A 26,079-nucleotide genomic window follows, 5' to 3' on the forward strand; every position below is an offset into this window, starting at 1 on the left:
GCAGAGGAAGAACCCATGCGCATCGTCATCACCGAGTTCATCAGCCTGGACGGCGTCGTACAGGCCCCGGGCGGCCAGGGCGAGGACGACGCCGGCGGCTTCGCCCACGGCGGCTGGTCGCACCCGTTCTTCGACCCGGAGGTGGTCGGCGGCTCCTTCTCCGAGGCGATGGAGAACGCCGAGGCCCTGCTGTTCGGGCGCCGCACCTGGCAGACCATGGCCGCGGCCTGGCCCGACCGGGCGGGCGACCCGTTCGCCGACCGGATGAACTCCCTCCCGAAGTACGTCGTCTCCCAGACCCTGGGCGAGGGCGACCTGACGTGGAACAACACCACGCGCATCGCCGGCGACAAGGCCGTCGCCCACCTCCGGGAACTGCGCGAGACCGAAGGCGGCGACCTGGTGGTCATGGGCAGCCCCACCCTCGTACGCACCCTGCTGAGCGAGGGCCTGGTCGACGAACTCCGGCTGATGGTCATGCCCGTACTGCTCGGCGGCGGTAAGTCGATCTTCCCGACCGACGGCGGGCTGCGCACGCTCGAACTGGTCTCCACGACGATCAGCCCGGCCGGTGTGCACGTGTGCACCTACCGCCCGATCACCAAGAGCTAGGAGGCGTCGGGCGGATCAGAAGATCAGCATGCAGATCTCGACCAGGATCCCGGCGACGGCGGCCGGCACGAACACGATGACCAGGCCCGCCAGGGCCACGAGGACATAGCCCTCGCCGTCCGCCACCCTGCCGTGGCGCGCGCAGGCGAACAGCCAGGCCGCCAGGACCAGGAACGGCACCCACAGCAGGCCGATGACGCTGCCGAAGTGGAACACGGCGCCGCCCGACAGTTCGTACGCCCGCCCCCGCGCCGTCCTGACCTCCACCCGGGTACCGGGCCGGTGGTCGTCGGCGGCCGTGTCCAGGACGATGTCGCGGGGCGGCCCGTCCGACCGTCGGGAGGTGTAGCGGCCGGTGCAGTCGGTGCCGGTCGCGTAGCCCTCGGCGTCGCTCGCCTCGTAGCACTCCTGGATGGAGACGACCCCGTCGACGGGCCCGAACCCGAGCACGGCGGCCATCTGCGGCCCGGGCAGCAGCCACGTCAGCCACGCGGCGAGACCGAGCACCACCACGGCGCCACCCCCGGCGACCCCCCGCCCCCACACCCGCCCACCACGCCCCACCACACCCCGCCCCCTCGATCCCTCGGATGCCGCATACCCACGTGAGGGGACGGCGACCCCGGAGTACGGGGTCGGCGCCGGCGGTTCATTCTCCGGCCGGGCAGGACCGGGTGCCGGACGGGAGGCGCCCGTAGAGGAGGAACTCGTCGATGTACTCCCGTACGCAGGGCGAGCCGGCGAAGCCGGTGTGTCCGTCGCCCTTGTGGTCCACGATCACCGCCGAGCCGAGCCGTTCGGCCGTCTCCTCCGTCCACTCGTACGGCGTCGCCGGGTCGCCGCGGGTGCCGACCAGCAGCATCGGCGGTGCCCCGGGGTGGTCGATCTTGCGGATGAAGTCGGTGCCGGCGGGCCATCCGTAGCACGCCAGCACGGTCACCAGCTGCCGCGGCCCGAACACCTCGGAGACCTTGAGGAACTCCTCCCCCAGTTCGGTGAACTCCTTCTCCAGGGCGGCCGGGGTGGCCTTCTCGATCGACCGGTCGGGGTCGTCGGCGCAGGACACGGCGGCGAGGGCGGCGGCGGCGTTGTCGGCGGGCACCGGTCCGAACCTGTCGCCCCGCGCCGTGTCCGGTGACTCCGGTGGGTCGGTCGGCGTGGCCGGTTCCGTCGGGTCGGTCGGGTCCGTCGGGTCGGTCGGGTCCGTCGGCTCTCCCAGGCCGAGCAGAGCCAGCAGTCCGGCCGGGTCCTTCTTGGTCTCCGCCAGGGCCAGCGACTTGGCGAGCACGGGCCACACGCTCGGTGAGTACAGGGCCTGGCCGATCGCGAGGGATGCGGCGAAGCCGTTCAGGTCGGTGCCGTCCCGCCCGACCAGCGGCTCCTCGTCGAGCCGCTCCACGAGGGCGGCCACCTTCTCCCTGGCGGTACGGGTGTTCGTCCCGTAGACGCAGTCGGTCTGATGGGCGCACCAGGTCAGGAAGTTGTCCAGGGCCCGTTGCTGGGCCCGTGCCGATACGAGGGCCTGCTCGGTCAGCGGTTCGGTGAGGGTGTCGATGCCGTCGAGGACCATGCGGCCGGTGGTGCGGGGGTACTGGGCGGCGTACACGGCTCCGAGCCGGCTGCCGTAGGAGAAGCCGAGGTAGTTGAGCTTCTTGTCCCCGAGGACGCGGCGGATCACGTCCATGTCGCGGGCCGCGTCGACGGTTCCGATGTGCGCGAGGACCGGGCCGGAGGAGCGTCGGCACTGCTCGACCGCTTCCCGCATGGCGGCGAGAACGGCGGCGGTGTCGGCGTTCGGGTCGATCTCGGGCTCCGGCTCCCGGGAGCCGGCGCAGGAGACGGGGTCGCTGTGGCCCACACCGCGGGGGTCGAAGCCGATGAGGTCGTAGCGTTCGCCGAGGTCGGCGAACGACTTGGGGTCGGCGGCGAGGCCCGCCATGCCCGAAGCGCCGGGGCCGCCGAAGTTGATCAGGAGCGAGCCGATGCGCCGGTCCGGGTCGGTGGCCGGGATCCGGCCCAGGGCCACCTGGACCGTGCCCTTGCCGGGAGCCGCGTAGTCGAGCGGGACCTCCACGACGGCGCACCGCATCTCGGCGGGGACCGGCTTGTCGGGGCAGTCGCCCCAGCGGACGCGCTGGGTGTGGAACCGCGTCAGGGGATCGTGGTCGCCCCGGGGGGCGGGCGTGGTGGGCGCGGGCGTGGGGCTGCGGGTCGGGCTCGGGGTGGGCGTGGGCGGCGGGGCGGCCCCCAATGAGGCCAGGAGCAGCGTGCCGGCGGCTGCGCCGGTGGCTATCGCCCTACGGACTCGGGAACGGTGCACTGCGCCCTCCTCGGGCGGCCCCCCGGACCCATCTGCCCACCATAGACCGGGCCCGTGGGGCCCGCCCGCCCAGTGACCGGGGCCCCGGTCGGCCCCGTTCCCGGCCCGGCCCCGGGCCCGGTCAGTCCTCCCGCGGCCCCCGGTACAGCTCCTGGATCCGGTCCGCGTAGTCCCGGGCGATCGCGCCCCGCCGGAGCTTGAGGGACGGGGTCAGGTGGCCGCGTGCCTCGGTGAAGTCGGCGGCCAGGACGGTGAAGCGGCGGATCGACTCGGCCCGTGAGACCAGCCGGTTCGCCTCGTCCACCGCCCGCTGGAGGTCCGCCCGCAGTTCCTCGTCCCGCACGAGGTCGCGCATCGGCATGTTCTGCTTCTTGTGCATCTGGCGCCGGTGCTGCAACCCGTCGGGTTCGAGGGTGATCAGCGCGGTGATGTAGGGCCGGTTGTCGCCGACGACCATGCACTGGCCGACCAGTGGATGGGCCCGCAGCCAGTCCTCCAGCGGTGCCGGAGCCACGTTCTTGCCGCCGGAGGTGATGATCATTTCCTTCTTGCGGCCGGTGATGGTCAGGTATCCGTCGGCGTCGAGCTCGCCGATGTCGCCGGTGGCCAGCCAGCTCCCGTACGGGGCCGCGTGCGCGGCGTTCCAGTAGCCGGCGAAGACGTGGCCGCCGCCGAGCAGCACCTCGCCGTCGTCGGCGATCCGTACGGCGGTGCCCGGCAGCGGCCAGCCGACGGTGCCGAGGCGGGGCCGCTGCGGCGGGGTGACGGTGCTGGCGCCGGTGGTCTCGGTCAGTCCGTAGCCTTCGAAGACCTCGATGCCGGCGCCGGTGTAGAAGGCGGCGAGCCGTCGGCCCAGCGGTGATCCGCCGCTCAGGACGTAGCGGACGCGGCCGCCGAGCGCGGCCCTGATGCGCCGGTAGACGAGGGGGTCGTAGACGGAACGGGCGAGGCGCAGCACGAGTCCGGGGGTCTTGTCCTCGGCGATCTCGGCGAAGCGCTGCGCGATACGGGCGGCCCGGTCGAAGGAGGAGGCCCGGCCCATCTTCTCGGCGGTGGCGCGGGCGGTGTTGTAGACCTTCTCCAGCACGTAGGGGATGGCCAGGAGGAAGGTGGGCCGGAAGCCGGCGAGGTCGGCGAGGAGGTCCTCGGTACCGATGCTGGGCGCGTGTCCGAGTTTGACGCGTGCACGCATGCAGCCGACGGCCACCATCCGCCCGAAGACGTGGCTGAGCGGTAGGAACAGCAGGGTGGAGGCGGGGTCCTTGCTCGCGGATCTGAAGACGGGGTGCAGCAGCTCCACCGCGTTGTCGACCTGGGCGAAGAAGTTGGCGTGGGTGATCACGCAGCCCTTGGGTTGCCCGGTGGTGCCCGAGGTGTAGATGAGGGTGGCGACGGAGTCCGGTGTGCGGGCGCTCCGCCGGTGGTGCACCACCGCGTCGGGGATGCGTTCGCCGGCCTTGACCAGCCGGGCCAACGCGCCGGTGTCGAATTCCCACAGGTGGGTCAGCCAGGGCAGGTTGCCGCGTTCGCCGCTGATGAGTCGGGCTTGTGCGGTGTCCTCGACGGCGCAGGCGACGGCTCCGGAGTCCTGGATGATCCAGCGTGCCTGGAGGGCGGAGGAGGTGGGGTAGATCGGTACGGTGACCAGGCCGGCGGCCCAGCCGGCGAAGTCGAGCAGGGTCCATTCGTAGGTCGTGCGGGCCATGATGGCGAGCCGGTCGCCCTCGCGGAGCCCTTCGGCGATGAGGCCCTTGGCCACGGCGAGCACCTCGGCCGCGAACTGCGCGGCCGAGACGTCGTGCCAGACGCCGTCCCGGTCCTTGCGGGCGAGCACCGCTTCCCCGGGAGCCTCCCGGGCGTTGTGGAAGGGGATGTCTCCGAGGGATCCGCGGTCCGGGGGGCCCACCAGTGCGGGCACCCGGACCTCGCGGACCACTCCGTCGATCATGGTCTTGACGGGTTCGACCGGTTCTACGGCCCCGACCGGCCTCAGCTCGGCTCCCACGGCGCACTCTCCTTGGCTCGGTGCGAGGGTTACCGCCGGTAATTTACGGAGAGGTAACCCGCTCCGACCAGCCCTTGGAGCCGTTCTTCACCGACGCTCCACGCCACCGCCACCGCCCCACACCCCGGACGCGGCAGCCCTCCGCACGTAGTCCGCGACGTCACGGGGCTCCCGGCCGAGCACCCGCTGCACACCGTCGGCGAGGGTGGCGAAGCGGCCCTCGGCGATCCACCCGTAGAGCAGGTTCAGCAGGCCGACGAACTCCTCCGGCACACCCTGGCTCCCGGCGTGGACCGCGAACTCCTCGGGCGGGAGCGGGCGATAGGTGACCACCCGGCCGGTGGCGCGGGTGATCTCGTCGACCACGGAGTCCAGGCTCAGCAGCCGCGGGCCGGACAGTTCGTAGGCCTGCCCGCCGTGTCCCTCCTCGGTGAGGGCGGCCACCGCGACGGCGGCGATGTCCTCGGCGTCGATGAACGGCTCGACGCCGTCTCCGGCCGACATCACGACCTCGCCGCCCTGGACCTGCGCCCGGATGAACGGGTCCTCGTCGAAGTTCTGGAAGAACCAGGACGGCTTGAGGATGGTCCACCGCGCGCCGGACTCGCGGACCGCGCGCTCGCAGGGAAGCTTCTCCTCGCCCTCCGCCACCACCCAGTCGCGGGCGGACAGCAGCACCAGCCGCTCCACACCGGAGGCCACGGCCAGCCGGGTGAAGGAGCGCATCGACTCGGCGGCGTCGGGGAGCTGCGAGTCGACCAGATAGGCCGCGCCGGCCCCGTCCAGCACCTGCTCCCAGGTGTTCTCGTCGGTCCAGTCGAAGGTGACCGGCCCCTTGCGGGAGGCGCCCCGGACCTCGTGCCCGCGCTGCCGCAGCTGGGCGGCCACGCGGCTTCCGGTCTTGCCGGTGCTGCCCAGGACCAGGATCGGCCTGGTCGTCGTGTCGTTCAGGGTGCGGTTCGCGGTGTTGTTCTTCGGTGTCGTCATGTGACCAGTCAATCCGGCCCCGTTGGGACGCGACATGGCTCTCCCGCTCACCTACATGTCCCAGCGTCCAAGGGTGTCCTGCCGGGCGGGCAGGTCGGGCCGGGCGGGCAGCCCGCGGGCTGTCGGCGGCGGAAGGTAGCGTAGGGGCGGCGTAAAGACCACGGGCAGGAATGCGTCGGTGCGTTGCGACTGCCGGGCCGTTTGTTGCGTCTCACCCTCTGAGCAAGGAGCTCCACGCGCATGTCCATACCTCCGCAGCCTCCGTCGTCCCCGAGCCCGTACGGACAGCCGGGCCCGTACGGTCAGCCCGGCGCCTACGGTCAGCCGGGGCAGCCCGGCCAGCCGCCCTACGGCGGTGCGCCGCAGGGCTGGTACCCCCCGCAGCCGCAGAAGACCAACACGCTGGCCATCGTCGGATTCGTCATGGCGCTCGTCTGCGGAATCCCGCTGGTCCCCATCGTCCTCGGGATCATCGCCCTCTCCCAGATCAAGTCCCGCGGTGAGAAGGGCAAGGGTCTCGCCATCGCGGCGATCGTCATCCACGGCCTGGTCATCGTGTTCTACGGGACCTTCGTGATCCTCGGCCTCACGGGAGCGCTGGACGACGACTCCTCGACGAAGCGCGACACCACCTCCCAGGTCACCGGACCGACCGCGAGCGCACCGGCCACCAGCCGACCGGGCTCCAGCGGCTTGACCGAGATCCGCAAGGGCGACTGCTTCAACACGAAGGACGATCTGGCCCAGTACGGCGACGAGGACGGCACCCAGGCCGCCCGCTCGGTGACGATCGTGCCCTGCGCCCAGCCGCACAAGGGCGAGGCGTACGCGGTCTTCAACCTGGACGCCGGAACGTACCCGGGCAACGAGAAGGTCACCAAGTCCGCCGAGGAGAAGTGCAGCGGCGACGCGCTCACCTCGTACGTGGGCAACAACCCCAAGGTCTCGGAGAAGCTGGAGGTCTACTACTACTACCCGCAGGCCGCCAGCTGGCTCCTCGGCGATCGCGAAGTCACCTGCTTCGTCGGCGACCCCGGCGGCCCGAGCACCGGCTCGATCCGCGCCTCCGGCTCCTGACCCCAGGCCATAGCTCCTCCCCCCACCGTCCGCCGCACGCCCACCAGGGCCTGCGGCGGTCTGTCGTCCGGCGGGCCTCGGGCCCGGGGTGATCGTGTCGGGTACGGACGGCGGCGCCCGGCCGAGGCTTCCGGAGGGGTCAGGCCGCCGCGTGCTCTTCCGGTGGGCAGGTGCGGCAGCGGCCCGGGCGGGAGGCGCGGAAGGCCCGGTCGCAGCCGGTGCAGTTCTGCAAGGGGTCCGGCCGTCTCATGTCCCGGGTCTCCGGGGGCGGCGGGGCCGGGGGCAGGTGGGGTGGCAGCAGGGCGGTGAGGCGGTACGCGAGGACGGACGCGGGGCGCCGCATCTGCGCGGGGAGGTCCGCGGACAGGAACCGGGCCACCGCGTCGGGGGTGACCCCGCGCTCCAGCCAGGCCGACACGTCCGGCGCGAGCCGTCGTACGTCGCGCTCCGAGAGCAGGAGCCGCGGGTCGTGGCGCCGTAGTCCGGCGAGGAGTTCGAGCGCGGCGGGGTCGGGGGCGGTGGACGCGGCCGCCGGCGGGGCGGCGGGTTCCGTCTCCGGTCGCGGCTCCGGTCGCGGCTCGGCCTCCGGGCGCGGCTCCGGTTCCGGTTGCGGCTCCTGGGCGGGGGCCCGGTCCCGGGGTGGGGGTGGATGCGGAGTCGCGGTCGGGGCGGTGGATCCCGGCTTGTTGTACGAGTACGTCCGGGTCACCACCCGCCCGGTCGCCAGTCGTTCGCGCCGCCGCTCCAGGTAGCCGTGGGCCTCCAGCTCCCGCAGGGCCGAGCCGATCCGGATCTCCCCTTCGGGGAACCGCGCCGCGAGGACCTTGATGCCGATCGGGGTGCCCTCCGGCAGCGACTGGACGTAGGCCGCGATCCCGATCGCGGTCGCCGACAGCGCCCGGTGCTGGAGGAGGTGGTTGCCCACCACCGTGTAGTGACGCGCGTGCCGCGTGTTGACGTGGACGACACCGGATCGGGGGGTCGCGGCCCGATCCGGGGACGCGGCGCGCGAGGGCGCGCTAGGGTTTCCAGGAGCCATGGGGAAGCGGGCTTACTTCCTACTTGGTCAGGCCCTCGCCGGGATTGCCGTCCCGTCGGGGGCCGTCTCATTTCTACGGTTGTCGGGGCGAGCATATGCCCGCGAACCAGTAGGAAATCCAGCCGAGTTGGCACCGTTCACCCGACCGAGCGACACGCGCCCGTGCGCGCCGGGGGTGGGGTGGGTCGGTTGGTTCTTTCCCCCGGTTCTTTGGTTCCTTACGCGTCCGAGCGGGCCGGATCGCGGCCCCCCGCGACCCGGCCGCGGGGCCTTCTCCCGCCCGACGCCTCGGGCCGCGTCGCGGCTCCCCGCGATCCGGGGCGGCACGGGCCGGGCCCGCCCCCGCGGCCCGTCGCGGAACCGGACGGGCGTCTGCCGCGTCTCCGGTCCATATCGGCGCCGCGAGGTTCCGGATGCGGAAATCCCCGTATTAGCATGGACATGACCAGCTGATTCTGGCCATGTCCAGTTATCAACTATCCAGGGGATACATGTCGTTCGACGCGGAATGGGCCCAGCACAAGGCCGCCGTCCTCGCACAGCAGTCACCCGCCCTGCGCCTCGCTCACGCGCCCGCGGACGGCGCCGCCCCGGGGAGCCCCGCCGGCGGTCTGGTGGCCGGCGCCACCTCCATCAACGGCAACGCCAACCTCCTGATCGAGATCGCCGCCCTCCTCCACGAGGGCCGGCCCGACGGGGACGCGAGCACGATGGCCCGCGCACCGCGCGCCCACGCCGACGTCTCGGCGCAGGTCCTGCGCTTCGCCCGGTTCGCCGACGACCAGTTCAAGGACACGATCGGCCTGTTCGCCGCCCTGGCCACCCGTCTGAAGACGGCCGGCACCGACTTCGCCCAGGTCGACGACGACACCGCCCGGTCCTTCCTCTCGGGCCTCCTCACATCCGGTCTGTACGTGAAGCCGGAGGCCCGATGAGCGGGCTCAGCCACCGCAAGGACGTCGAGTTCCTGGAGGAGTGCAACCCGGCCCTGGTGGAACGCAACGCCGCCGAGTTCAAGCGCCTGCGCGACCTGCTCGTCCAGGTCGAGGAGCCCGCCCGGCGCGCCGAGACCGGTACCCGATGGCAGAGCGACGGCAGCCACACCTACACCTCGCGCCTGTCCGAGGCGCGACAGCTCGTGCAGCACATCGCCGAGGGGTACGACAAGGCCGCGAGCGCCCTGCACGCGTACGCGGCGGCCCTGACCACCGCCAAGTCCCACTACGCGAACGGCAAGGGCTCCGAACGCAAGCTCGCCTCCCTGATCGCCACGAAGGGCACCGCGATCACGCGCACGGCTCAGGAGGCGGAGCCGATGCGCCAGTGGGAGGACATGCGGGCGACGACCGGCTTCCTCGACGGTCTCGCCGAACTCACCATGGACGTGGACGACATCCGCGACGAGGCGAACCGCCTCCACGACGACGCGGGCGGCAACTTCCGGCTGGCGAAGACCGTCGAGGAGGAGGCGCGCGGCGTGTGCGTCCACGCGCTGAAGCAGGCGTACGAGCTGCTGCCCGAGTTCCGGTTGAAGGGCGGCGGGGGCGGGGTCGACCTCTACGCGGCCATGGCCGACATCCGCCGCGAGGCGGCCGAGGCCCGCACCGACCCGCTGACGCATCTGCCGGGCAGCGGCCCGAAGAAGGACATGACCGGCCCGGTGGGACCGGACACCCCGGTCTCCCCGCAGCTCCGCGACATCCGGATGCGGGTCGCCGGGCTGCCGGACGCCGCCGACAACTACTGGGTCCCCCTGGTCACCGACGGCATGCACGCGGACTGGATCTCCCAGAACAAGGAGGTCCTGCGGGCGGCGGCCAAGAACGCGGGCCTGCCGGAGGAGCTGGTCGCGGGCGTGGCCTGGCAGGAGATCGGCGGCTACCAGCCCGGGCTGCTGGACGATGTGACGGGCACGATCCGCGAACAGGCCGCGGCCCCCTGGGGCCTGAGCCCGGTCTCCCCCGAGAACCTTCCGTGGCGACTCGGCGGCGAGCTGGACGAGACCTCGTACGGGCCGATCGCCATCCAGCTCCGGCGGGGCGCCGAGGTGCTCGGCTACGATCCGGCGAACCTCACGGACCACCAGCGGACCCTGGTGGAGGAGGCGCTCCAGGACCCCAAGCAGAATGCGTTCATAGCGGCCGGCTTCCTGGCCCAGATCAAGGCGGAGAGCGGTCTCGCCGACGTCCCGGCCGACCGGATGACGGAGGCCCAGATGCGGGAGATCGCCGCCCGCTACAACGGAGGTCCCTACTGGGACCTCCCCAAGGCCCAGGGCTACGGTGACCGCTTCGTCGGGAACCTCGCCCAAGCGAAGGACGCGATGCGATGACGTACCCGCGCGAGAGCGTCGACCTGCCCGAGGACCAGGGCTGCCTGCGGTGGGTGTTGGGTGTTCCGCTCGGGATCGTCCACCTGCTGAACGCCGCGGCCGTGTTCGGGGCCCTGTTCGCCGGGCCCCAGGGCGAGTGGGACGACCAGGGCTACGAGAACGTCGGCGCGCTGTGCCTGGTCTCCGTGTCCCTGAGCGCGCTCGGCCTGCTGATCACCGCCGTCCCGAGCGTGCGCCGGACCATGGGCCCGTGGTGGTTCGCCCCACCGCTCCTCCTCGGACTGATCGCGTTCGTCCGCGGCGCGACGCTCGGATGAGGCGCGGATGAGACCTTCCCGCGAGAACATCGACCTGCCCGAGGACCGCGGCTGCCTGCAGTGGGTCCTCGGGATACCGCTGGCCCTCTCCTACATCCCGGCGCTGTTCACCTGCTGGACGGCCCTGTCGATCCGGCCGCACCCCGACGACGACCTGCTGCGCGGGGACGTCCGCTTCCTGGCCGGCTGCTGCCTGGTGCTGTGCCTCGTAGGGCTGCTGATCACCATCACCCCGCTGTTCCGGCGCACGATGGGCCGGTGGTGGTTCGCCCTGCCGTTCCTGCTGGCGACGGTCGCCTACGTCCGCGCGCAGACGGTCTGACGCCGCAGCCCCCGCCCGGTCGGGGGCGGGGGCTGCGGCGAACGAGATGCGGCGCGGGGCGGTGCGGATCAGGCCGCGACCACGACCTGCTCGGCGGCCGGGGTCGGCTCGTCCAGCGGGGAGGCCGAGGCGGAGGCGTAGGCCTCCTTGTCCAGGATCCCCTCGCGGGCCGAGACGATGACCGGGACCAGGGCCTGGCCGGCCACGTTGGTGGCGGTGCGCATCATGTCCAGGATCGGGTCGATCGCCAGCAGCAGGCCGACGCCCGCGAGCGGCAGGCCCAGCGTGGACAGGGTCAGCGTCAGCATGACGGTGGCGCCCGTCAGACCGGCCGTGGCGGCCGAGCCGATGACCGAGACGAAGACGATGAGCAGGTACTCCTTGATGCCGAGCTGCACGTCGAAGATCTGCGCGATGAAGATGGCGGCGAGGGCCGGGTAGATCGCGGCGCAGCCGTCCATCTTGGTGGTGGCGCCGAACGGGACGGCGAAGGAGGCGTACTCCTTCGGGACGCCGAGGCGTTCGGTGACCTTCTGGGTGACGGGCATGGTGCCGACCGAGGAGCGGGAGACGAAGGCCAGCTGGATGGCGGGCCAGGCGCCCTTGAAGAACTGGATCGGGCTGACCTTGGCGACCGTCGCGAGCAGCAGCGGGTAGACGCCGAACATCACGAGGGCGCAGCCGATGTAGACGTCGGCGGTGAAGGTCGCGTACTTGCCGATCAGGTCCCAGCCGTACGTGGCGATCGCGGTGCCGATGAGGCCGATGGTGCCGATCGGGGCGAGGCGGATGACCCACCACAGGGCCTTCTGGAGCAGCTCCAGGGCGGACTCGGCGAGGTCGAGGACCGGCTTGGCCTTGGCGCCCAGCTGGAGGGCGGCGATACCGGCGACGACGGCCAGGAAGACGATCTGAAGGACCTTCAGCTCGGTGAACGGCGTGACGATGTCGGTGGGGACGATGCCGGTCAGGAAGTCGATCCAGGAGCCGGTCTTCTTCGGCTCCTTGCCGTCGGCGGCGGTGAGGCCGGTGCCGGAACCGGGGTCGGTCAGCAGGCCGATGGCGATGCCGATGCCGACCGCGATCAGCGAGGTGATCATGAACCAGAGGAGGGTGCGGGAGGCGAGGCGCGCCGCGTTGTTCACCTTCCGCAGGTTGGTGATCGACACCAGGATCGCGAAGAAGACGAGCGGGGCGATGGCCAGCTTCAGCAGCTGGACGAAGATGTCGCCGGTCTTCTCCAGGGTGGTGCCGAGCCAGCTGATGTCCTGGCTGCGGGCTATCCAACCGAAGAGGACACCGAGGGCGAGACCGGCGACGATCTGGGCCCAGAAGGGGAACTTGAACGAGGCCTTGGCAGGGGCCTGGGGGGTCGCGGACACGGACACTCTCCGGAGGTGGCGCACGAAGACAGGGGGGAAGTACTGCGGTGGTGAAACGGTGCGGCAGCAGCCAGAAGGGCCGGCCGGGACGGCTGCTGTATCGATTCAGCTCAACAGCAACAGGCCGCGGACGCGCGGCGGCAGAGGTCGACGTGCAGGCGCATCACGAGCGGAACGCTCGTGATCATGGGGTGCGCAACTGTGGTCAACATGTTGAACACGCTAACACTTCCCCTTTGAGAATCTCAAAGGGGCCCTTTGAGACAACGGCGCACAAGGCCCTCTTGCGCAGACCGGGAAAACGCGAACGCCCCAGCGTTACGGGCGGTATACCCGGTGCTGGGGCGGTTCGATGTGTGATGAAGCCAACTGTGCCGTTACGTGGTGACGCGCGCCGCGTCGTCCGCCTGGTCCTCCTGACTGCGGTTCGCGGCGAGCTTTTCCTTCGCACCCGCGACGCGGCCGGAGATCTGCGTGGACATCTCGTCGCGCTGCTTGCGCAGCAGGACGAAGGAGAGCGGGGCGGAGATCACGATGGCGAGCAGGACGACCCAGGCGGCGTTGGCGTCGCCGAGTCCCGCGGGCACCCAGCCGAGCCGGACGAGGCCCGCGACGAGGACGAGGCATCCGACGAAGATGCCCAGGCGCATCGCGGTGTAGCGGATCGTTGCGCTCGGCTTGAGGGACACGGTGACCCCTTCTCTCTCGTCGTGGTCTACGGCTGGTGCCCGTCCAGTGAAGCACGCCGGGGACCCACCACCGCCCTCCGGGGTGCGGCGGCGGGCACGGCGCACGTCAGTGCAGCGGCAGCAGCATCGTGATGTCGTCACGGTCGTCGCCGGGGGCCACGCGGATGGCTCCGGGGACGCGGCCGACCTCCTTGTAGCCGCAGGAGGCGTAGAAGTGCTCCAGGCCCAGACCGCCGCGGCAGGCGAGGCGGACGGCCTCGATGCCGTCGAGCGTGCGCGCGGCATCGGCGACGGCCTCCATCAGCGCGCGTCCGACGCCCCGGCCCTGGAGGTCGGGGTGGACCATGACCGTGTAGGCCCAGACCCAGTGCCGCTGCAGCCGGTGCGTGTTGAACGCGAGGAACGCGGCCGCGCCGACCCGGCCGTCCCGGTCGCGTCCCACGACCAGCCGGTGCCGGCCCTCGATCAGCGCGACGAGGTGCTTGATCAGCTCGGGCCGGATGTCGTCACGGGTGACGGGGGGTACGAAGCCGATGGCTCCGCCGGCGTTGGATGTGTCCGTCCACAGATCGACGAGGCCCTCGCGCAGGGCGGGGTCGACGACCGGATCGAAAGTGAAAGTAAGGGGCACAGCTGAAGAGTAATCATTACTCATGGGTGGAGGCAACGAACGCGGAACGCCGGAAGCCCCGGTCCACGGGGGACCGGGGCTTCCGGCGGCTCGAACCGGGATCGGCACGTCAGACGCGCATCGCCTGCGGGGTCTCGCGCAGGCCCGCGTCCGGACCGGGGTACTCGCGGATGATCTCGTAGCGCGTGTTGCGCTCGACCGGGCGGAAGCCCGCTTCCCGGATCAGCTCCAGCAGATCGTCACGACCCAGCTTGTTCGGGGTGCCGTAGTTGTCCGCGTCGTGCGTGATCTTGTACTCGACGACCGATCCGTCCATGTCGTCCGCGCCGTGCTGCAGCGCGAGCTGGGCGGTCTGCACACCGTGCATCACCCAGAAGACCTTGACGTGCGGCACGTTGTCGAAGAGCAGTCGCGAGACGGCGAAGGTCTTCAGCGCCTCGGCGCCCGTCGCCATCGTCGTACGCGCCTGGAGCTTGTTGCGTACCTTGCCGTCCTGCATGTCCACGAAGTCGTGCTGGTAGCGCAGCGGGATGAAGACCTGGAAACCGCCGGTCTCGTCCTGGAGCTCGCGCAGCCGCAGCACGTGGTCCACGCGGTGGCGCGGCTCCTCGATGTGCCCGTACAGCATCGTCGAGGGGGTCTTGAGACCCTTCTCGTGCGCGAGCCGGTGGATGCGCGACCAGTCCTCCCAGTGGGTGCGGTGGTCGACGATGTGCTGACGGACCTCCCAGTCGAAGATCTCGGCGCCACCACCGGTGAGCGACTCCAGGCCGGCCTCGATCAGTTCGTCGAGGATGTCGGAGGCCGACATCCCCGAGATCGTCTCGAAGTGGTGGATCTCGGTCGCCGTGAACGCCTTCAGCGAGACGTTCGGCAGCGCCTTCTTCAGCTCGGAGAGCGAGCGCGGGTAGTACCGCCACGGCAGGTTCGGGTGCAGACCGTTGACGATGTGCAGCTCGGTGAGGTTGTCGTTCTCCATGGCCTTGGCCAGGCGCACGGCCTCCTCGATGCGCATCGTGTACGCGTCCTTCTCGCCCGGCTTGCGCTGGAACGAGCAGTACGCGCACGAGGCGGTGCACACGTTCGTCATGTTGAGGTGCCGGTTGACGTTGAAGTGGACGACGTCACCGTTCTTGCGCGTGCGCACCTCGTGGGCGAGGCCACCGAGCCAGGCCAGGTCGTCCGACTCGTAGAGGGCGATGCCGTCCTCACGGGTCAGCCGCTCGCCGGAGCGGACCTTCTCCTCCAGCTCACGCTTGAGCCCAGCGTCCATGTACCGGTCGCCTCCTCTAGATGCCTCTGTCTGCCTGTCCTGCAAACCCAGCCCAACCGTACTCTCAGGCTTCCTCGGGCAGCTCCCCGACCCGGTTCTCCCACTTGGTGGAGAGCACGATGGTGGTGCGGGTGCGCGAAACGCCCTTGGTGCCGGAGAGCCTGCGGATGATCTTCTCCAGGCCGTCCACGTCGTTGGCGCGCACCTTCAACATGAAGGAGTCGTCGCCCGCGATGAACCAGCAGTCCTCGATCTCGTTGAGGTCGCGCAGCCGCCGGGCCACGTCCTCGTGGTCGGCGGCGTCGGACATCGAGAGTCCGATCAGCGCCGTGACGCCGAGGCCGAGGGAACGCGAGTCCACCGTCGCGCGGTAGCCGGTGATGACCCCGGCCGTCTCAAGCCGGTTGATGCGGTCGGTGACGCTGGGGCCGGAGAGGCCCACGAGACGGCCCAGCTCCGCGTACGAGGCACGACCGTTCTCCCGGAGTGCCTGGATGAGCTGCCTGTCCACCGTGTCCATTACGTGGAGCCTTCCATTATTCGGCGATCCTGCAAGTCTAGGTATAGAATCTAAGGCACGTAGGGTCAACACCCTGCGAAATCTTTCAGCTGATCAATGACGATCTTCAGGAGTGGTTCACCGTGCTCACGATCGAGATGGCCTACGCACACATGCGGGAGCTCCAGGAGCTGGCCAACCGATCCCGTGCCCACCAGCCCGCCGCGGCCCACCGCGTCGACAAGGCCCGCAAGCCGCTCGGCCGTAAGAAGAAGGCCTAGTCACCGGCGCTTGCCTCCCGGGGAGTGCGGGAGCTTCCGAGCTCCCCCTCCCAACGGCGGTACAGCCGGTGCGGCACCCCTGCCGCGTCCAGCACCCGCCCGGCGACGAAGTCCACCAGATCCTGGATGTGCGTCGCCCCCGTGTAGAACGCCGGAGAGGCGGGCAGCACGATCGCGCCCGCCTCGTCCAGCGCCACCAGATGCCGCAGCGTCTGACCGTTCAGCGGGGTCTCCCGCACCGCGACCACCAGCCGGCGCCGCTCCTTGAGCGTCACGCTCGCCACGCGCTGGAGCAGGTCCTTCGACAGTCCCAGCGCCACCCCCGCCACACAGGCCGTGGACGCGGGGACGATGAGCATCCCCTTGACCGGGTACGAGCCCGAACTCGGGCCCGCCGCCAGGTCCCCCGCACCCCAGTACCGGACGTCGTCCAGCTCAGGGCGCGCGAAGGTCTCGGGCTTCCCGTCCGCCCCACGCCCCAGCCACTGCGCCAGGTCCTCGCGCCAATGCGCGTCACGGAAGGCGATCCCGGTCTCGTCCAGCAGGGTGAGGCGCGAGGCACGGCTCACCACCAGGTCGACACTCTCCCCCGCGGCCAGCAGCCCGCGGAGCACCGCCGCCGCGTACGGCGTCCCGGATGCCCCGGAAACCCCGACCACCCACGGGGTGCGCTTGCGCTCAGTCATACCTCCGAGACTATCCGGCCACCGACGATGGGCACTCAGTAAGGTGTCGGGACGTTCCTGTGACGGGACGCGGCGAGGGGGAGAAGATGGGCACGGCGGTGGACACGGGCTGGACACAGCTCGACCGGGCCAAGGCGGCCGGGAAGCTGATGGTCGGCTGGGTGGCCCTGTTGTGGCTGATCGAGCTGGTGGACCTGGCCACCGGACACGCCCTGGACGGGTACGGGATCATCGCCCGTGAGGCGGACGGGCTCAGGGGGATACCGCTCGCGCCCTTCCTCCACTTCGGCTTCGACCATCTGGCGTCCAACAGCGTCCCGCTGCTGGTCCTCGGCTTCGTCGCCGCCCTCAGCGGCATCCGCCGGTTCCTCGCCGTCTGCGTCGCGGTCACCGTGGTGGACGGGCTCGGCGTCTGGCTGGTCTCCCCGTCGTACAGCATCACGGCGGGCGCCTCGGGCCTGATCTTCGGCCTCTTCGGCTACCTGCTGGTCCGCGGCTTCGTGGAACGCCGGCCGCTGGGCGTGGTGGTGGCGGTGGTGATCGCCGCCGTCTGGGGCGGCACGGTCTTCCTCGGCATCCTGCCGACGGACTCGGGCGTCAGCTGGCAGGGCCACCTCTTCGGCCTCCTGGCGGGCGCCGGGGCGGCCTTCGCCTTCCCGCGCCGCGCGCCGGACGCCGCCTAGCCGCGCAGCCGCCCGGCGGCTCGGCGGCCCGGCGGCCCGGACGCCTAGAGGGTCAGGCCTCGTACGGCCAGGTCGGCCAGGGCGCACACGAACAGGGCGATCCCGATGAAGCCGTTGACCGTGAAGAAGGCCCGGTTCAGGCGGGACAGGTCGTGCGGCTTCACGATCGTGTGCTCGTAGAGGAAGGCGGCGACGACGATCGCCAGGCCGATCCAGAACAGCGCGCCCGCGTCCGTGGCCAGCGCGTACCAGGCCAGCAGGAGCGTGGTCACGACGTGCGCGCCGCGGGCGCCCCAGAGCGCGGCCGGGACGCCGAAGCGGGCCGGGACGGACTTGACGCCCTCCGCGCGGTCGGCGGCCACGTCCTGGCAGCCGAAGATCAGATCGAAGCCGCCGATCCACACGCCCACGGCCAGGCCCAGGATCACCGCGTCCCAGGACCACTCGCCGGTGACCGCGAGCCAGGCCCCGACCGGGCCCATGGCCTGGGCCAGGCCCAGGATGGCGTGCGGGAAGTTCGTGAACCGCTTGCCGTACGGGTAGACCACCATCGGGATCACGGCGACCGGCGCGAGCGCCAGGCACAGCGGGTTCAGCAGCGCCGCCGAACCGAGGAAGACCAGGAGCGCGATCCCGGCGCCGGTCCAGGCCGCGCGGACCGAGACCGCGCCGGTGACCAGCTCACGGCCGGCCGTGCGCGGGTTACGGGCGTCGATCTCGCGGTCGATGATGCGGTTGGCGGCCATCGCGAAGGTCCGCAGTCCCACCATGCAGATGGTGACCAGGAGCAGGACGCCCCAGTGGACGCGCCGGTCGAGCTGGAACATCGCGGTGAACGCGGCGATGTAGGCGAAGGGCAGCGCGAAGACCGAGTGCTCGATCAGGACGAGTCTGAGAAAGGCCTTGACCTTCCCGACCTGCGGCGCGGCGGGCCCGGGACCGAGGACCCCTTCGGCTGCCGATGTCATGCGACGCTCCGGTGGAACTCGACGACGTGCTCGCGGACCTCGGCGACCGCCAGCGTGCCGAGCTCCACGTCCAGCAGTCCGGTCGGCGACCCCGGCTCCTCGGAGCCGGCCGGCGGTACGACCCGGGCGCTCAGGGAGACGCGGTCGTCACCGGCGGGGCGGACGGACAGGACGATGATGCCGTCGGCCAGTTCGAGTTCGGCGTCGCCCGCGCCGGCCAGCGCGTACAGCAGCTCGTCCGCGAAGACCGCGGCCTCGTCGTCGGTGAGCTCGGGCAGCGCGAAGGTCCGCCCCTCGCCGTCCGTACGGTCGGCCATGACCTGCCAGACGCCGGACTCCCCGGCGAACTCCTCGGGGGTGACCCCGGCCTGCTCGGCCGCGAGGCGCAGCCCAGGGTCGTTCACGTCGAGGTCGGGGCGTACCAGTGCCACGCAGGGCGTGTCGTCGCCCAGGAACAGGGCGGGGCCGCCCACAACGATCGGGCTCACAGTCCGTACTCCTTCCAGCGGCGGTCCACGAGGGCGGCGGTCGCCGGGTCGGACTCGACCATGTCGGGCCAGCCGCCGTCGCGGGTGTAGCCCTCCTCGGGCAGTTTCTTGGTGGCGTCGATGCCGGCCTTGCCACCCCAGAACTGCTGGTACGAGGCGTGGTCCAGGTGGTCCACCGGTCCTTCGACGACGGTGAGGTCGCGGGAGTAGTCGGTGTTGCCGAGCGCCCGCCAGGAGACCTCGTGCAGGTCGTGGACGTCGCAGTCCTTGTCGACCACGATGATCAGCTTGGTCAGCGACATCATGTGCGCGCCCCAGATGGCGTGCATGACCTTCTGCGCGTGCTTCGGGTACTTCTTGTCGATCGAGACGATCGCGCAGTTGTGGAAGCCGCCCGATTCCGGGAGGTGGTAGTCCACGATGTCCGGCACGATGATCTTGAGCAGGGGCAGGAAGAACCGCTCCGTCGCGCGACCGAGCGGACCGTCCTCGGTCGGCGGGCGGCCGACGACGATCGACTGGATGAGCGGACGCCTGCGCATCGTCACGCAGTCGATCTTCAGGGCCGGGAAGGGCTCCTGCGGGGTGTAGAAGCCGGTGTGGTCGCCGAAGGGACCCTCCGGGAGCATCTCGCCGGGCTCCAGCCAACCCTCGATCACGACTTCCGCGTTGGCCGGGACCTGGAGCGGGACCGTCTTGCAGTCGACCATCTCGATCCGCTTGCCCGCGACGAAGCCGGCGAAGAGGTACTCGTCGATGTCGCCCGGCAGCGGCGCGGTGGACGCGTACGTGACGGCGGGCGGGCAACCGAAGGCGATGGCGACCGGCAGCCGTTCACCCTTCGCGGCGGCGACGGCGTAGTGGTTGCGGCTGTCCTTGTGGATCTGCCAGTGCATGCCGATGGTGCGCTTGTCGTGGCGCTGCAGCCGGTAGAGGCCGAGGTTGCGGACGCCGGTCTCGGGGTGCTTGGTGTGGGTCAGGCCGAGGTTGAAGAAGTCCCCGCCGTCCTTGGGCCAGGTGAAGAGGGCCGGGAGCTGGTCGAGGTCCACGTCGTCGCCGGTGAGGACGACCTCCTGGACAGGCGCGGAGTCGCCCTTCACCTTCTTCGGCGGCACGTGCACCATCGAGCCGAGCTTGCCGAATGCCTCGCGGACCCCGATGAAGCCCTGCGGGAGTTCCGGCTTGAGCAGGCCGCCGATCTTCTCGCTGATCTCGCCGTACGACTTGAGGCCGAGGGCCTTCAGGAGGCGGCGGTCGGTGCCGAAGACGTTCATGGCCAGCGGCATCGCCGAGCCCCTGACGTTCTCGAAGAGGAGTGCCGGGCCTCCCGCCTTGTTCACTCTGTCGACGATCTCCCCGACCTCCAGATACGGGTCGACTTCGGCCTTGATGCGCTTGAGGTCGCCCTCCCGCTCCAGGGCCCGGAGCAGCGAGCGGAGATCGTCGTAAGCCATAGGGGTCAGTATCCGTCACCAACTACCCTGGAGGCGTCACCGGGGCCCTGACGCGGGCCCCCCGTCACTGACTGGGAGTCGGTCCCACACCGTGCTGCGCTATCTGCCGTTCCTGCTGATCCTCGCGCTGACCATCTACGCCTTCATCGACTGCCTGAACACGCCGGAGTCGGAGGTCAAGCACCTCCCCAAGGTGGTCTGGGTGATCATCATCCTGCTCTTCTCCATCGTGGGGCCGGTCGTGTGGCTGTTCGCGGGCAAGGACCGGGTGGCCTCGGGCGGCGGCGGGCGGGCGCGCCGGACGCAGTGGGTGGCGCCCGACGACAACCCTGAGTTCCTGAAGTCGCTGCGCGACGAGCAGGAGAAGAAGGACCAGGACAAGGACAAGGACTAGGTCCGAGTCCGGGCCGGGCCAGGGTCCCGCAGGGCCCCCTACCGGGCCCACGGCAGTACGCGGGTGCCCTCCTCCCCGGGGACCGTGACCACGCCGTCGGCGCGCATCACGACGTAGGCCTCGAAGGTCTCGACGGAGTGGATGCGGCGCAGCACGTCCGGGGGCAGGACCAGGGTCCGGCCGGCGGTGACCTTCTCGGTGCGGCCGTCGCAGGTGACCTCCAGGGCGCCGGCGGTCAGGGTCCACACCTGCTCGCGGCTGACGGAGTGTTCGGGGCCGGTGCTGCCGGCGGGCATGGCCACCTGCCAGCTGCTGAGCTCGGCGCTGCCGCGGCTGGGGGCGGCGAAGCCGGTCATGGTGGCGTTGGGGGTGGCGGTGACGTTCTCGGGGGCAGGGCTGATCACGTGCAAGGCAGGACCTCGTCTTCCGATGACATGCGAGTAAAGCTCCTTTACTTCGACTGAGTAAAGCAGCTTGACTCAACCGTGTCACCATATTTGCGTGATGAGAGACGAGAACGAGGGCGTCGAGCTGCTGTTCCTGCTCGGCCTGGGCTTCCAGGCGCTGCTGGGAGAGTTCACCCGACGCGTCGCCGAGGCCGGATACCCGGACCTGCGACCGGTGCACGGCATGGCCTTCCAGGCCCTCCAAGGCGTCGGCGCCACCGCCACCGAGCTCGCCGAGCGGCTCGGGGTGACCAAACAGGCCGCCGGACAGATCGTCGACGACCTGGAGAAGCGCGGCTACGTCCACCGCGAACCGCACCCCGAGGGCGGCCGCCGCAAACTGGTCGTCCTCACCTCGGCGGCCCGCGACCATCTCGCCGTCGCGGGCCGGATCCTGCACGAGCTGGAGGCCGAACTGGGCCGCGGCACCGATCTCACCGCCCTGCGCGCGGGACTCGGGGAGGTCGTGCGCACCTTCCACGGGGAGGGGCCGCTGCCGCCGCTGCGCCCGGTGTGGTGAGCAAAACTATTGAACATGTTCAATAACGCTGCCACACTGATCACATGCCGAAGAACAGCAGGCGCAGGACCGGCCGCACGGTCCTGCGCGATCTGCTCACGTACGGGACCGTCGCCGCCCTGCTCGCCCTGACCGGCTGCGGTGCGCCGGCGCAGGTGAGCCGGGGCCCCGTCGAGAACGCCCGGTCCTCGCAGATCGCCGGTACCTGGAGGTACGCCGAGGGGGCCGAGGTCGTCTTCCGGGCCGACGGTACGGCCGAGGTCACCCTGCTCGACGGGCAGGAGGCGGACTACGACCGCGACTGGCGCATCTCCGGCCCCGCCACCTGGGAGCTGACCGCCGACCAACCGGCCGGCCGGACCCCTGGCCAGCACGTCCGGCTCTACCTGCCCGAGCGCTTCGGCGCCGAGTGGCGGTCCGTCGCCGAGGCCTGGGACGGTACGCAGCGGGAGGCGGCGCCACCGCCCGAGTCCTACACCTGGATGTTCGAGCTACGGCGCGACGAGCGCGGCCTGCTGGAGCTGTACTTCTACATCGGGCACTGGAGCGACAAGGTCACCTACGTGCTGGAGAAGGAGGCGTAGGCCTCGCGCAGCGTCGACCAGCGGGCGTCCGTCCAGGCGGACCAGTCCGCCGGTCGCCCGGCCAGTGCGGCGTCCAGCAGCTCGAAGTGCTCGTGCCAGCCGGCCAGGCGGTCCAGGCGCTCCTGCTCCGAACCGCGCCGCTCGTTCACGAAGCGGATCACGGTCGAATCGGTCCCGACGGGCTCCAGGTGGAAGCGGATCCGCCCGTGTTCGGTGACCGTGTACTCGGCGACCCGCTCCACGTCCCAGGCGGTGACCCGCCCGGTCACCACGGCCTGGGTGTTCAGCCACCGCAGCGTGATCGCCCCACCGAGCCGGCGCTCCAGGACGTCCGCCGCCGCCAGCCAGCCGCGCAGCCCGTCCGGCGTGGTCAGGGCGGGCCACAGGGCGGCGTAGGCGTGCGGCAGGTGCAGCTCGAAGCGGAGCAGCCAGTGGTCCTCGCCCCGCTGTTCGCTGGTGGCATGGCTCACGAGAGTCATGCCACCAGCGTCCCACTCCCGCCGGTCAGACGCCCGCGTACGAGTGCTTGCCGCTGAGCAGGATGTTCACGCCGTAGTAGTTCCAGATCCAGCAGGCGAAGGCGAAGAGCGCGAGGTACGCGGCCTTGCGGCCCTTCCAGCCGGCGGTGGCACGGGCGTGCAGGTAGCAGGCGTAGGCCACCCAGGTGACGAAGGACCAGACCTCCTTGGGGTCCCAGCCCCAGTAGCGGCCCCAGGCGTCGCCGGCCCAGATCGCGCCCGCGATGATCGTGAAGGTCCACAGCGGGAAGACGGCCGCGTTGATGCGGTACGAGAACTTGTCGAGGGAGGCCGCGGAGGGCAGCCGCTCCAGGATCGAGCTGCGGATCCTGCCCGGCGTGCCGCCCGCCTCCAGCCGGCTCTCGTAGGAGTCGCGGAAGAGGTAGAGGACCGCGCCCGCGGCGCCGATGTAGAAGACGGCGCCGCAGAAGATCGCGGTGGAGACGTGGATCCACAGCCAGTACGAGTGCAGGGCCGGGACCAGCTGGTCGCTGTCGGTGTAGAGCCAGGTGACGGCGATACCGAGGTCCAGCAGCACGGTGGTGACCAGGATCAGGCCGAGCCAGCGGACGTTCTTCTTCAGGGCGAGCAGCACCAGGTACGCGCCGACGGCCACCGTGGAGAAGGTGATCGAGAACTCGTACATGTTGCCCCAGGGGGCCCGCTGCACCGACAGGGCGCGGGCGACCACGCCGGCCGCCTCGACGAGGAAGGCGAGCGCGGTCAGCGAGATCGCGATCCGCCCGTACAGGTCGCCCTGCACGGTGCCGCCGGCGGCGCCGGGGCCGTCCGGGACGTCGCGGGCGCCGGACGCGGATCGGGTGGTGACCTTGGGCTGGTCGAGGACGGCGGTGGCCCCGCCCTTGCCGCGGACCTGCACGGTGGGGGCGGCCGCGGCCGCCCCGGCCGCGGCGGTCTCCTTGGCGCCGGTCAGCGCGGCGGCCGTCCGGCCCACCTTGCTGCGGCTGCCGAAGGTCCACTCGGCGATGTGCGCGAAGAAGGCGAGCATGTAGACCGCCATCGACGAATAGATCAGGTAGTTGCTGATCTCAGCCAGGTTCTCGTTGGCTGCGGCTGCGAGCGGCGTCATCCGCGCTCTCCTTCAGGGGTTTCTTCAACAGGATCAGACGCCGTGGGCGCCTGCTGGTGCAGCTGGGCGGCGAGCTCCGCGAGCTCCTGCGGGAGCTTGGTGGACTCGCTGCGGCCCAGGCCCGCCATCTCGACGACGGTCACGCCGTCCTTGCCGGTCACCGCGCGGACCCAGATCCGGCGGCGCTGGATGAACAGCGATCCGGCCAGGCCCGCGATGGCGGCGATCGCACCCGCGAGGGCGAGGCCGCTGCCGGGCTGGTGGGTGACGGAGAAGGTGGCCCATCGCTCGATGCCCTCGAACTTCACGGTGCCCGCCCCGTTCGGGAGGGTCATCGTGTCGCCGGGCGCCAGCTTCTGCTTGAACTGCTGGCCCGACTCGTCCTTGAAGGACTCCATCTTGGTGGTGGTGAGCCGGTAGACGTTCTGCGGCAGACCCGAGTCCACGCCGAGGCTGCCGTGCCAGGCGTTGAGCATGAGCTGCGGGTTCAGGAGGGCGGGGAACTGCGAGAACATCGTGCCCATGCCCTCGCCGGCGAAGCTGGGCACGAAGACGGCGTTGAAGCCGAGCTGTTCCTTCTTGCCGTCCTTGTCCTTGTAGCCGTCGGTGACCTTGATGGCTCCGGTGGAGGTGAGGTTGGCGTCCTGCGGGAGCACCGGCACGGCGTCCTTGAAGATCACCTTGCCGGTGGGGTCGGTCACCGAGACGATCGGCGCGTAGCCGTGACCGAGCAGGTAGACCTTGGAGCCGTCCACCTCCAGGGGCTTGTTGACCTGGATCTCACGCTTGCGCGGTGTGCCGTGGGCGCCGTCCGAGAAGGTGACGTACGCCTTGAAGTCGCGCGGGGTGCCCCGCTGCGGGCCGGTCATCTCGTACGTGGCGTCGAACCGGTCCAGCGTGAAGCTGAAGGGCGGCAGGTCGTCCGGGTCGAAGAGGGTGCCGGACTTGAAGTCGTCGTACTGGGTGAGCGTGTTCGAGAAGCCGGTGCCGCGCAGGACCAGCTTCCCGCCCTCGGACTTGAAGTACTGGCCCCAGGCGAAGGCCACCAGCATCACGATCAGCGCGACGTGGAAGATCAGGTTCCCGGCCTCGCGGAGGTAGCCCTTCTCCGCCGCCACGTGGCCCTCGCCGGCCTCGGTGCGGAAGCGGCTGCCGCGGAGGACCGTGCGCGCGTGCGCGAGGACCTCGTCCGGGGTCTTGTCGGTGCGCCAGGTGGTGTGGGCGGGCAGCCTGTCGAGGCGTCGGGGCGCGGCCGGCGGGCGGCCGCGGAGCTGGCCGACGAACTGCCAGGAGCGCGGCACGATGCAGCCGATGAGCGAGATGAACAGCAGCAGGTAGATCGCGGAGAACCACACCGAGCTGTAGACGTCGAAGAGCTGGAGCTTCTCGGCGACACCGACCCAGGAGGAGTGCTCCCGCTTCCAGTCGACGACCTTCAGGGCGTCGACGTTGTTCTGCGGGACGAGGGAGCCGGGGATGGCGCCCAGGGACAGCAGGAAGAGCAGGATCAGCGCCACCCGCATGGAGGTGAGCTGTCGCCAGAACCAGCGGGCCCAGCCGATCACACCGATGCCGACGGCCGGCCCGGTGGGGCTGTCGTCCAGCGGGGCGGTGGAGAGCTGGGCACCGGCGGCGGCGTCGGCGGAGTCCGCCGCGGCGGACGCGGGCGAGGCCTCGTCGGACGTCTCGGTGGTCGCTTTGTCTGTCGTACTCATGTGCTTTTAGTCCTCAGATCCCCACCGTGAAGCTTTGGGTCCAGCTCTGCATGTCGCTGACGATGCTGGCCCACATTCCTGTGACGAGCAGCAGACCGGTCAGGATCAGCATGCCTCCGCCGATGCGCATCACCCATGCATAGTGCTTCTTCACCCAGCCGAACGCACCGAGCGCCTTGCGGAAGGCGATCGCGGTGAGGATGAACGGCAGGCCGAGTCCGAGGCAGTAGGCGACGGTCAGCAGTGCGCCGCGACCGGCGCTGGCCTGGTCGAGGGAGAGCGTGGTGACGGCGGCGAGGGTCGGGCCCATGCAGGGGGTCCAGCCGACACCGAACAGGACGCCGAGCAGCGGGGCGCCGATCAGGCCGGCCGTCGGCTTCTTGTGGAAGCGGAACTCCCGCATCGTCAGACCCGGAATCGCGCCCATGAAGAAGAGACCGAGAACGATCACCAGGCCGCCCAGGACCCGGGAGATGATCTCGTTGTTCTCCCGGAGGGTCTCTCCGAAGTAGCCGAAGAGCGCGCCGGTGGAGACGAAGACCGCCGTGAAGCCTGCGATGAACAGGAGCGCTCCGGCCAGCATCCGCCCCCGCCGGGCCTCGGCCAGGTCGGCGCCGCTGACGCCGGTCACGTACGACAGGTAGCCGGGGACCAGCGGGAGCACGCAGGGCGAGAAGAAGGAGACCAGGCCGGCGAGCAGCGAGACGGGGAGCGCCAGCATCAGCGCGCCGTTCAGGACCGTCGTGTTCACGCCGGTGGCCTCGGCG

The 26,079-nt window shown here is 70.7% G+C and carries 30 protein-coding genes; 11 read left to right on the forward strand and 19 right to left on the reverse strand.

The features are described from left to right. Positions 1-15 precede the first annotated feature (15 nt). The gene (locus tag ACWG52_RS16160) at positions 16-612 is read left to right on the forward strand and encodes a dihydrofolate reductase family protein (RefSeq protein WP_389808031.1); all 597 of its coding nucleotides are present in this window, start codon (positions 16-18) and stop codon (positions 610-612) included. Positions 613-627: 15 nt separating this feature from the next. Here ACWG52_RS16160 and ACWG52_RS16165 read toward each other — a convergent pair whose 3' ends face one another. The 4 genes from ACWG52_RS16165 to ACWG52_RS16180 all read right to left on the reverse strand — a co-directional run bounded on the left by ACWG52_RS16165 (position 628) and on the right by ACWG52_RS16180 (position 5,924). Continuing rightward, positions 628-1,125 (reverse strand): hypothetical protein, encoded by a 498-nt coding sequence (locus ACWG52_RS16165; protein WP_389808034.1) that lies wholly within the window; start codon positions 1,123-1,125, stop codon positions 628-630. Positions 1,126-1,261: 136 nt separating this feature from the next. Then, positions 1,262-2,932: an alpha/beta hydrolase gene (locus tag ACWG52_RS16170; protein ID WP_389808037.1), complete on the reverse strand. Its 1,671-nt coding sequence runs from the start codon at positions 2,930-2,932 to the stop codon at positions 1,262-1,264. Positions 2,933-3,053: 121 nt separating this feature from the next. Next, positions 3,054-4,880, reverse strand: coding sequence for an AMP-dependent synthetase/ligase (locus ACWG52_RS16175; RefSeq protein WP_453129070.1), 1,827 nt, complete (start codon positions 4,878-4,880; stop codon positions 3,054-3,056). A gap of 144 nt (positions 4,881-5,024) precedes the next feature. Then, entirely contained in the window at positions 5,025-5,924 is a 900-nt protein-coding gene (locus tag ACWG52_RS16180; protein WP_390138710.1) for an NAD(P)H-binding protein, read from the reverse strand. A gap of 240 nt (positions 5,925-6,164) precedes the next feature. Between ACWG52_RS16180 and ACWG52_RS16185 the strand changes: the two genes are divergently transcribed. Then, positions 6,165-7,001: a DUF4190 domain-containing protein gene (locus ACWG52_RS16185; protein WP_389808043.1), complete on the forward strand. Its 837-nt coding sequence runs from the start codon at positions 6,165-6,167 to the stop codon at positions 6,999-7,001. A gap of 139 nt (positions 7,002-7,140) precedes the next feature. Here the strand turns inward: ACWG52_RS16185 and ACWG52_RS16190 are convergent, their stop codons facing one another. Continuing rightward, positions 7,141-7,926, reverse strand: a complete 786-nt coding sequence (locus ACWG52_RS16190) for a helix-turn-helix domain-containing protein (RefSeq protein WP_389808046.1) — start codon at positions 7,924-7,926, stop codon at positions 7,141-7,143. A gap of 605 nt (positions 7,927-8,531) precedes the next feature. Here ACWG52_RS16190 and ACWG52_RS16195 point away from each other — a divergent pair. From ACWG52_RS16195 to ACWG52_RS16210, 4 genes are read left to right on the forward strand one after another with little or no spacing between them, the layout of a single operon-like run. After that, the gene (locus tag ACWG52_RS16195; RefSeq protein WP_389808048.1) at positions 8,532-8,975 is read left to right on the forward strand and encodes a hypothetical protein; all 444 of its coding nucleotides are present in this window, start codon (positions 8,532-8,534) and stop codon (positions 8,973-8,975) included. Beyond that, on the forward strand, positions 8,972-10,372 hold the full coding sequence (locus ACWG52_RS16200; protein WP_389808051.1) for a hypothetical protein: 1,401 nt from the start codon (positions 8,972-8,974) through the stop codon (positions 10,370-10,372). The genes ACWG52_RS16195 and ACWG52_RS16200 overlap by 4 nt, the downstream gene beginning before the upstream one ends. Beyond that, positions 10,369-10,689, forward strand: a complete 321-nt coding sequence (locus ACWG52_RS16205; protein WP_389808053.1) for a hypothetical protein — start codon at positions 10,369-10,371, stop codon at positions 10,687-10,689. Before ACWG52_RS16200 ends, ACWG52_RS16205 begins: the two co-directional genes overlap by 4 nt. A 7-nt stretch (positions 10,690-10,696) precedes the next feature. Further along, a complete protein-coding gene (locus tag ACWG52_RS16210; RefSeq protein WP_051763614.1) occupies positions 10,697-11,011 on the forward strand; it encodes a hypothetical protein in 315 nt (104 codons plus the stop codon). 68 nt (positions 11,012-11,079) lie between these two features. Here the strand turns inward: ACWG52_RS16210 and ACWG52_RS16215 are convergent, their stop codons facing one another. From ACWG52_RS16215 to ACWG52_RS16235, 5 genes are all read right to left on the reverse strand, one after another. After that, positions 11,080-12,399: a dicarboxylate/amino acid:cation symporter gene (locus tag ACWG52_RS16215; protein WP_390138702.1), complete on the reverse strand. Its 1,320-nt coding sequence runs from the start codon at positions 12,397-12,399 to the stop codon at positions 11,080-11,082. Positions 12,400-12,770: 371 nt separating this feature from the next. Continuing rightward, the gene (locus tag ACWG52_RS16220; RefSeq protein WP_375944160.1) at positions 12,771-13,043 is read right to left on the reverse strand and encodes a DUF4229 domain-containing protein; all 273 of its coding nucleotides are present in this window, start codon (positions 13,041-13,043) and stop codon (positions 12,771-12,773) included. Positions 13,044-13,188: 145 nt separating this feature from the next. Then, positions 13,189-13,713 (reverse strand): GNAT family N-acetyltransferase, encoded by a 525-nt coding sequence (locus ACWG52_RS16225; RefSeq protein WP_390138700.1) that lies wholly within the window; start codon positions 13,711-13,713, stop codon positions 13,189-13,191. Positions 13,714-13,822: 109 nt separating this feature from the next. After that, entirely contained in the window at positions 13,823-14,986 is a 1,164-nt protein-coding gene (gene mqnE / locus ACWG52_RS16230; RefSeq protein WP_030722449.1) for an aminofutalosine synthase MqnE, read from the reverse strand. A gap of 64 nt (positions 14,987-15,050) precedes the next feature. Next, positions 15,051-15,506 carry an Lrp/AsnC family transcriptional regulator gene (locus ACWG52_RS16235; RefSeq protein WP_030710106.1) on the reverse strand — a complete coding sequence of 152 codons (456 nt, stop codon included), beginning with the start codon at positions 15,504-15,506 and terminating at the stop codon, positions 15,051-15,053. A 122-nt stretch (positions 15,507-15,628) separates the two neighbouring features. Between ACWG52_RS16235 and ACWG52_RS16240 the strand changes: the two genes are divergently transcribed. Beyond that, the gene (locus ACWG52_RS16240; RefSeq protein WP_167745572.1) at positions 15,629-15,766 is read left to right on the forward strand and encodes a hypothetical protein; all 138 of its coding nucleotides are present in this window, start codon (positions 15,629-15,631) and stop codon (positions 15,764-15,766) included. On the opposite strand, the gene ACWG52_RS16245 is transcribed toward ACWG52_RS16240, so the two are convergent. Then, positions 15,763-16,452, reverse strand: a complete 690-nt coding sequence (locus ACWG52_RS16245; RefSeq protein ID WP_389808064.1) for a UbiX family flavin prenyltransferase — start codon at positions 16,450-16,452, stop codon at positions 15,763-15,765. The genes ACWG52_RS16240 and ACWG52_RS16245 overlap by 4 nt on opposite strands. An 86-nt stretch (positions 16,453-16,538) precedes the next feature. On the opposite strand from ACWG52_RS16245, the gene ACWG52_RS16250 reads away from it, so the two are divergent. Then, positions 16,539-17,135: a rhomboid family intramembrane serine protease gene (locus ACWG52_RS16250; RefSeq protein WP_389808268.1), complete on the forward strand. Its 597-nt coding sequence runs from the start codon at positions 16,539-16,541 to the stop codon at positions 17,133-17,135. Between the two features lie 44 nt (positions 17,136-17,179). Here ACWG52_RS16250 and mqnP read toward each other — a convergent pair whose 3' ends face one another. From mqnP to ACWG52_RS16265, 3 genes are read right to left on the reverse strand one after another with little or no spacing between them, the layout of a single operon-like run. Further along, positions 17,180-18,103 (reverse strand): menaquinone biosynthesis prenyltransferase MqnP, encoded by a 924-nt coding sequence (gene mqnP / locus ACWG52_RS16255; protein ID WP_389808067.1) that lies wholly within the window; start codon positions 18,101-18,103, stop codon positions 17,180-17,182. Beyond that, positions 18,100-18,591, reverse strand: coding sequence for a hypothetical protein (locus tag ACWG52_RS16260; RefSeq protein WP_453128926.1), 492 nt, complete (start codon positions 18,589-18,591; stop codon positions 18,100-18,102). Before ACWG52_RS16260 ends, mqnP begins: the two co-directional genes overlap by 4 nt. Further along, entirely contained in the window at positions 18,588-20,045 is a 1,458-nt protein-coding gene (locus tag ACWG52_RS16265) for a menaquinone biosynthesis decarboxylase (protein ID WP_301368058.1), read from the reverse strand. Before ACWG52_RS16265 ends, ACWG52_RS16260 begins: the two co-directional genes overlap by 4 nt. Before the next feature lie 91 nt (positions 20,046-20,136). Between ACWG52_RS16265 and ACWG52_RS16270 the strand changes: the two genes are divergently transcribed. Beyond that, complete coding sequence (locus ACWG52_RS16270; RefSeq protein ID WP_033224135.1) at positions 20,137-20,439, forward strand: PLD nuclease N-terminal domain-containing protein; 303 nt, start codon at positions 20,137-20,139, stop codon at positions 20,437-20,439. Positions 20,440-20,477: 38 nt separating this feature from the next. On the opposite strand, the gene ACWG52_RS16275 is transcribed toward ACWG52_RS16270, so the two are convergent. Then, a complete protein-coding gene (locus ACWG52_RS16275; protein ID WP_389808073.1) occupies positions 20,478-20,843 on the reverse strand; it encodes a cupin domain-containing protein in 366 nt (121 codons plus the stop codon). Between the two features lie 100 nt (positions 20,844-20,943). Here ACWG52_RS16275 and ACWG52_RS16280 point away from each other — a divergent pair, with 100 nt between their 5' ends. Together ACWG52_RS16280 and ACWG52_RS16285 are read left to right on the forward strand one after the other, a co-directional pair. Next, the gene (locus ACWG52_RS16280) at positions 20,944-21,405 is read left to right on the forward strand and encodes a MarR family winged helix-turn-helix transcriptional regulator (RefSeq protein WP_389808076.1); all 462 of its coding nucleotides are present in this window, start codon (positions 20,944-20,946) and stop codon (positions 21,403-21,405) included. Between the two features lie 44 nt (positions 21,406-21,449). Then, positions 21,450-21,989, forward strand: coding sequence for a hypothetical protein (locus ACWG52_RS16285; RefSeq protein WP_453128927.1), 540 nt, complete (start codon positions 21,450-21,452; stop codon positions 21,987-21,989). Here the strand turns inward: ACWG52_RS16285 and ACWG52_RS16290 are convergent. Genes ACWG52_RS16290 through ACWG52_RS16305 form a run of 4 tightly spaced genes read right to left on the reverse strand, consistent with a single transcriptional unit; the run spans position 21,965 to position 26,033 of the window. Further along, a complete protein-coding gene (locus tag ACWG52_RS16290; protein ID WP_389808081.1) occupies positions 21,965-22,468 on the reverse strand; it encodes an SRPBCC domain-containing protein in 504 nt (167 codons plus the stop codon). The genes ACWG52_RS16285 and ACWG52_RS16290 overlap by 25 nt on opposite strands. Before the next feature lie 25 nt (positions 22,469-22,493). Further along, a complete protein-coding gene (gene ccsB / locus ACWG52_RS16295; protein ID WP_389808084.1) occupies positions 22,494-23,597 on the reverse strand; it encodes a c-type cytochrome biogenesis protein CcsB in 1,104 nt (367 codons plus the stop codon). Continuing rightward, on the reverse strand, positions 23,594-25,312 hold the full coding sequence (gene resB, locus ACWG52_RS16300; protein ID WP_390168044.1) for a cytochrome c biogenesis protein ResB: 1,719 nt from the start codon (positions 25,310-25,312) through the stop codon (positions 23,594-23,596). The genes ccsB and resB overlap by 4 nt, the downstream gene beginning before the upstream one ends. A gap of 13 nt (positions 25,313-25,325) precedes the next feature. Then, positions 25,326-26,033 (reverse strand): cytochrome c biogenesis CcdA family protein, encoded by a 708-nt coding sequence (locus ACWG52_RS16305; RefSeq protein WP_106983103.1) that lies wholly within the window; start codon positions 26,031-26,033, stop codon positions 25,326-25,328. Between the last annotated feature and the right edge of the window lie 46 nt (positions 26,034-26,079).

Source organism: Streptomyces sp. CLCI03 (assembly GCF_053615355.1).

Coding starts and splice junctions, on each gene's coding strand:
- ACWG52_RS16195 (WP_389808048.1), top strand. CDS start 8,532: ATGTCGTTCGACGCGGAATGGGCCCAGCACAAGGCCGCCGTCCTCGCA.
- ACWG52_RS16210 (WP_051763614.1), top strand. CDS start 10,697: ATGAGACCTTCCCGCGAGAACATCGACCTGCCCGAGGACCGCGGCTGC.
- ACWG52_RS16235 (WP_030710106.1), bottom strand. CDS start 15,506: ATGGACACGGTGGACAGGCAGCTCATCCAGGCACTCCGGGAGAACGGT.
- mqnP (WP_389808067.1), bottom strand. CDS start 18,103: ATGACATCGGCAGCCGAAGGGGTCCTCGGTCCCGGGCCCGCCGCGCCG.
- ACWG52_RS16280 (WP_389808076.1), top strand. CDS start 20,944: ATGAGAGACGAGAACGAGGGCGTCGAGCTGCTGTTCCTGCTCGGCCTG.
- ACWG52_RS16265 (WP_301368058.1), bottom strand. CDS start 20,045: ATGGCTTACGACGATCTCCGCTCGCTGCTCCGGGCCCTGGAGCGGGAG.
- ccsB (WP_389808084.1), bottom strand. CDS start 23,597: ATGACGCCGCTCGCAGCCGCAGCCAACGAGAACCTGGCTGAGATCAGC.
- ACWG52_RS16290 (WP_389808081.1), bottom strand. CDS start 22,468: ATGACTCTCGTGAGCCATGCCACCAGCGAACAGCGGGGCGAGGACCAC.
- ACWG52_RS16185 (WP_389808043.1), top strand. CDS start 6,165: ATGTCCATACCTCCGCAGCCTCCGTCGTCCCCGAGCCCGTACGGACAG.
- ACWG52_RS16285 (WP_453128927.1), top strand. CDS start 21,450: ATGCCGAAGAACAGCAGGCGCAGGACCGGCCGCACGGTCCTGCGCGAT.
- ACWG52_RS16205 (WP_389808053.1), top strand. CDS start 10,369: ATGACGTACCCGCGCGAGAGCGTCGACCTGCCCGAGGACCAGGGCTGC.
- ACWG52_RS16200 (WP_389808051.1), top strand. CDS start 8,972: ATGAGCGGGCTCAGCCACCGCAAGGACGTCGAGTTCCTGGAGGAGTGC.
- ACWG52_RS16175 (WP_453129070.1), bottom strand. CDS start 4,880: ATGATCGACGGAGTGGTCCGCGAGGTCCGGGTGCCCGCACTGGTGGGC.
- ACWG52_RS16250 (WP_389808268.1), top strand. CDS start 16,539: ATGGGCACGGCGGTGGACACGGGCTGGACACAGCTCGACCGGGCCAAG.
- ACWG52_RS16180 (WP_390138710.1), bottom strand. CDS start 5,924: ATGACGACACCGAAGAACAACACCGCGAACCGCACCCTGAACGACACG.
- ACWG52_RS16305 (WP_106983103.1), bottom strand. CDS start 26,033: ATGCTGGCGCTCCCCGTCTCGCTGCTCGCCGGCCTGGTCTCCTTCTTC.
- resB (WP_390168044.1), bottom strand. CDS start 25,312: ATGAGTACGACAGACAAAGCGACCACCGAGACGTCCGACGAGGCCTCG.
- ACWG52_RS16160 (WP_389808031.1), top strand. CDS start 16: ATGCGCATCGTCATCACCGAGTTCATCAGCCTGGACGGCGTCGTACAG.
- ACWG52_RS16245 (WP_389808064.1), bottom strand. CDS start 16,452: ATGACTGAGCGCAAGCGCACCCCGTGGGTGGTCGGGGTTTCCGGGGCA.
- mqnE (WP_030722449.1), bottom strand. CDS start 14,986: ATGGACGCTGGGCTCAAGCGTGAGCTGGAGGAGAAGGTCCGCTCCGGC.
- ACWG52_RS16220 (WP_375944160.1), bottom strand. CDS start 13,043: ATGCGCCTGGGCATCTTCGTCGGATGCCTCGTCCTCGTCGCGGGCCTC.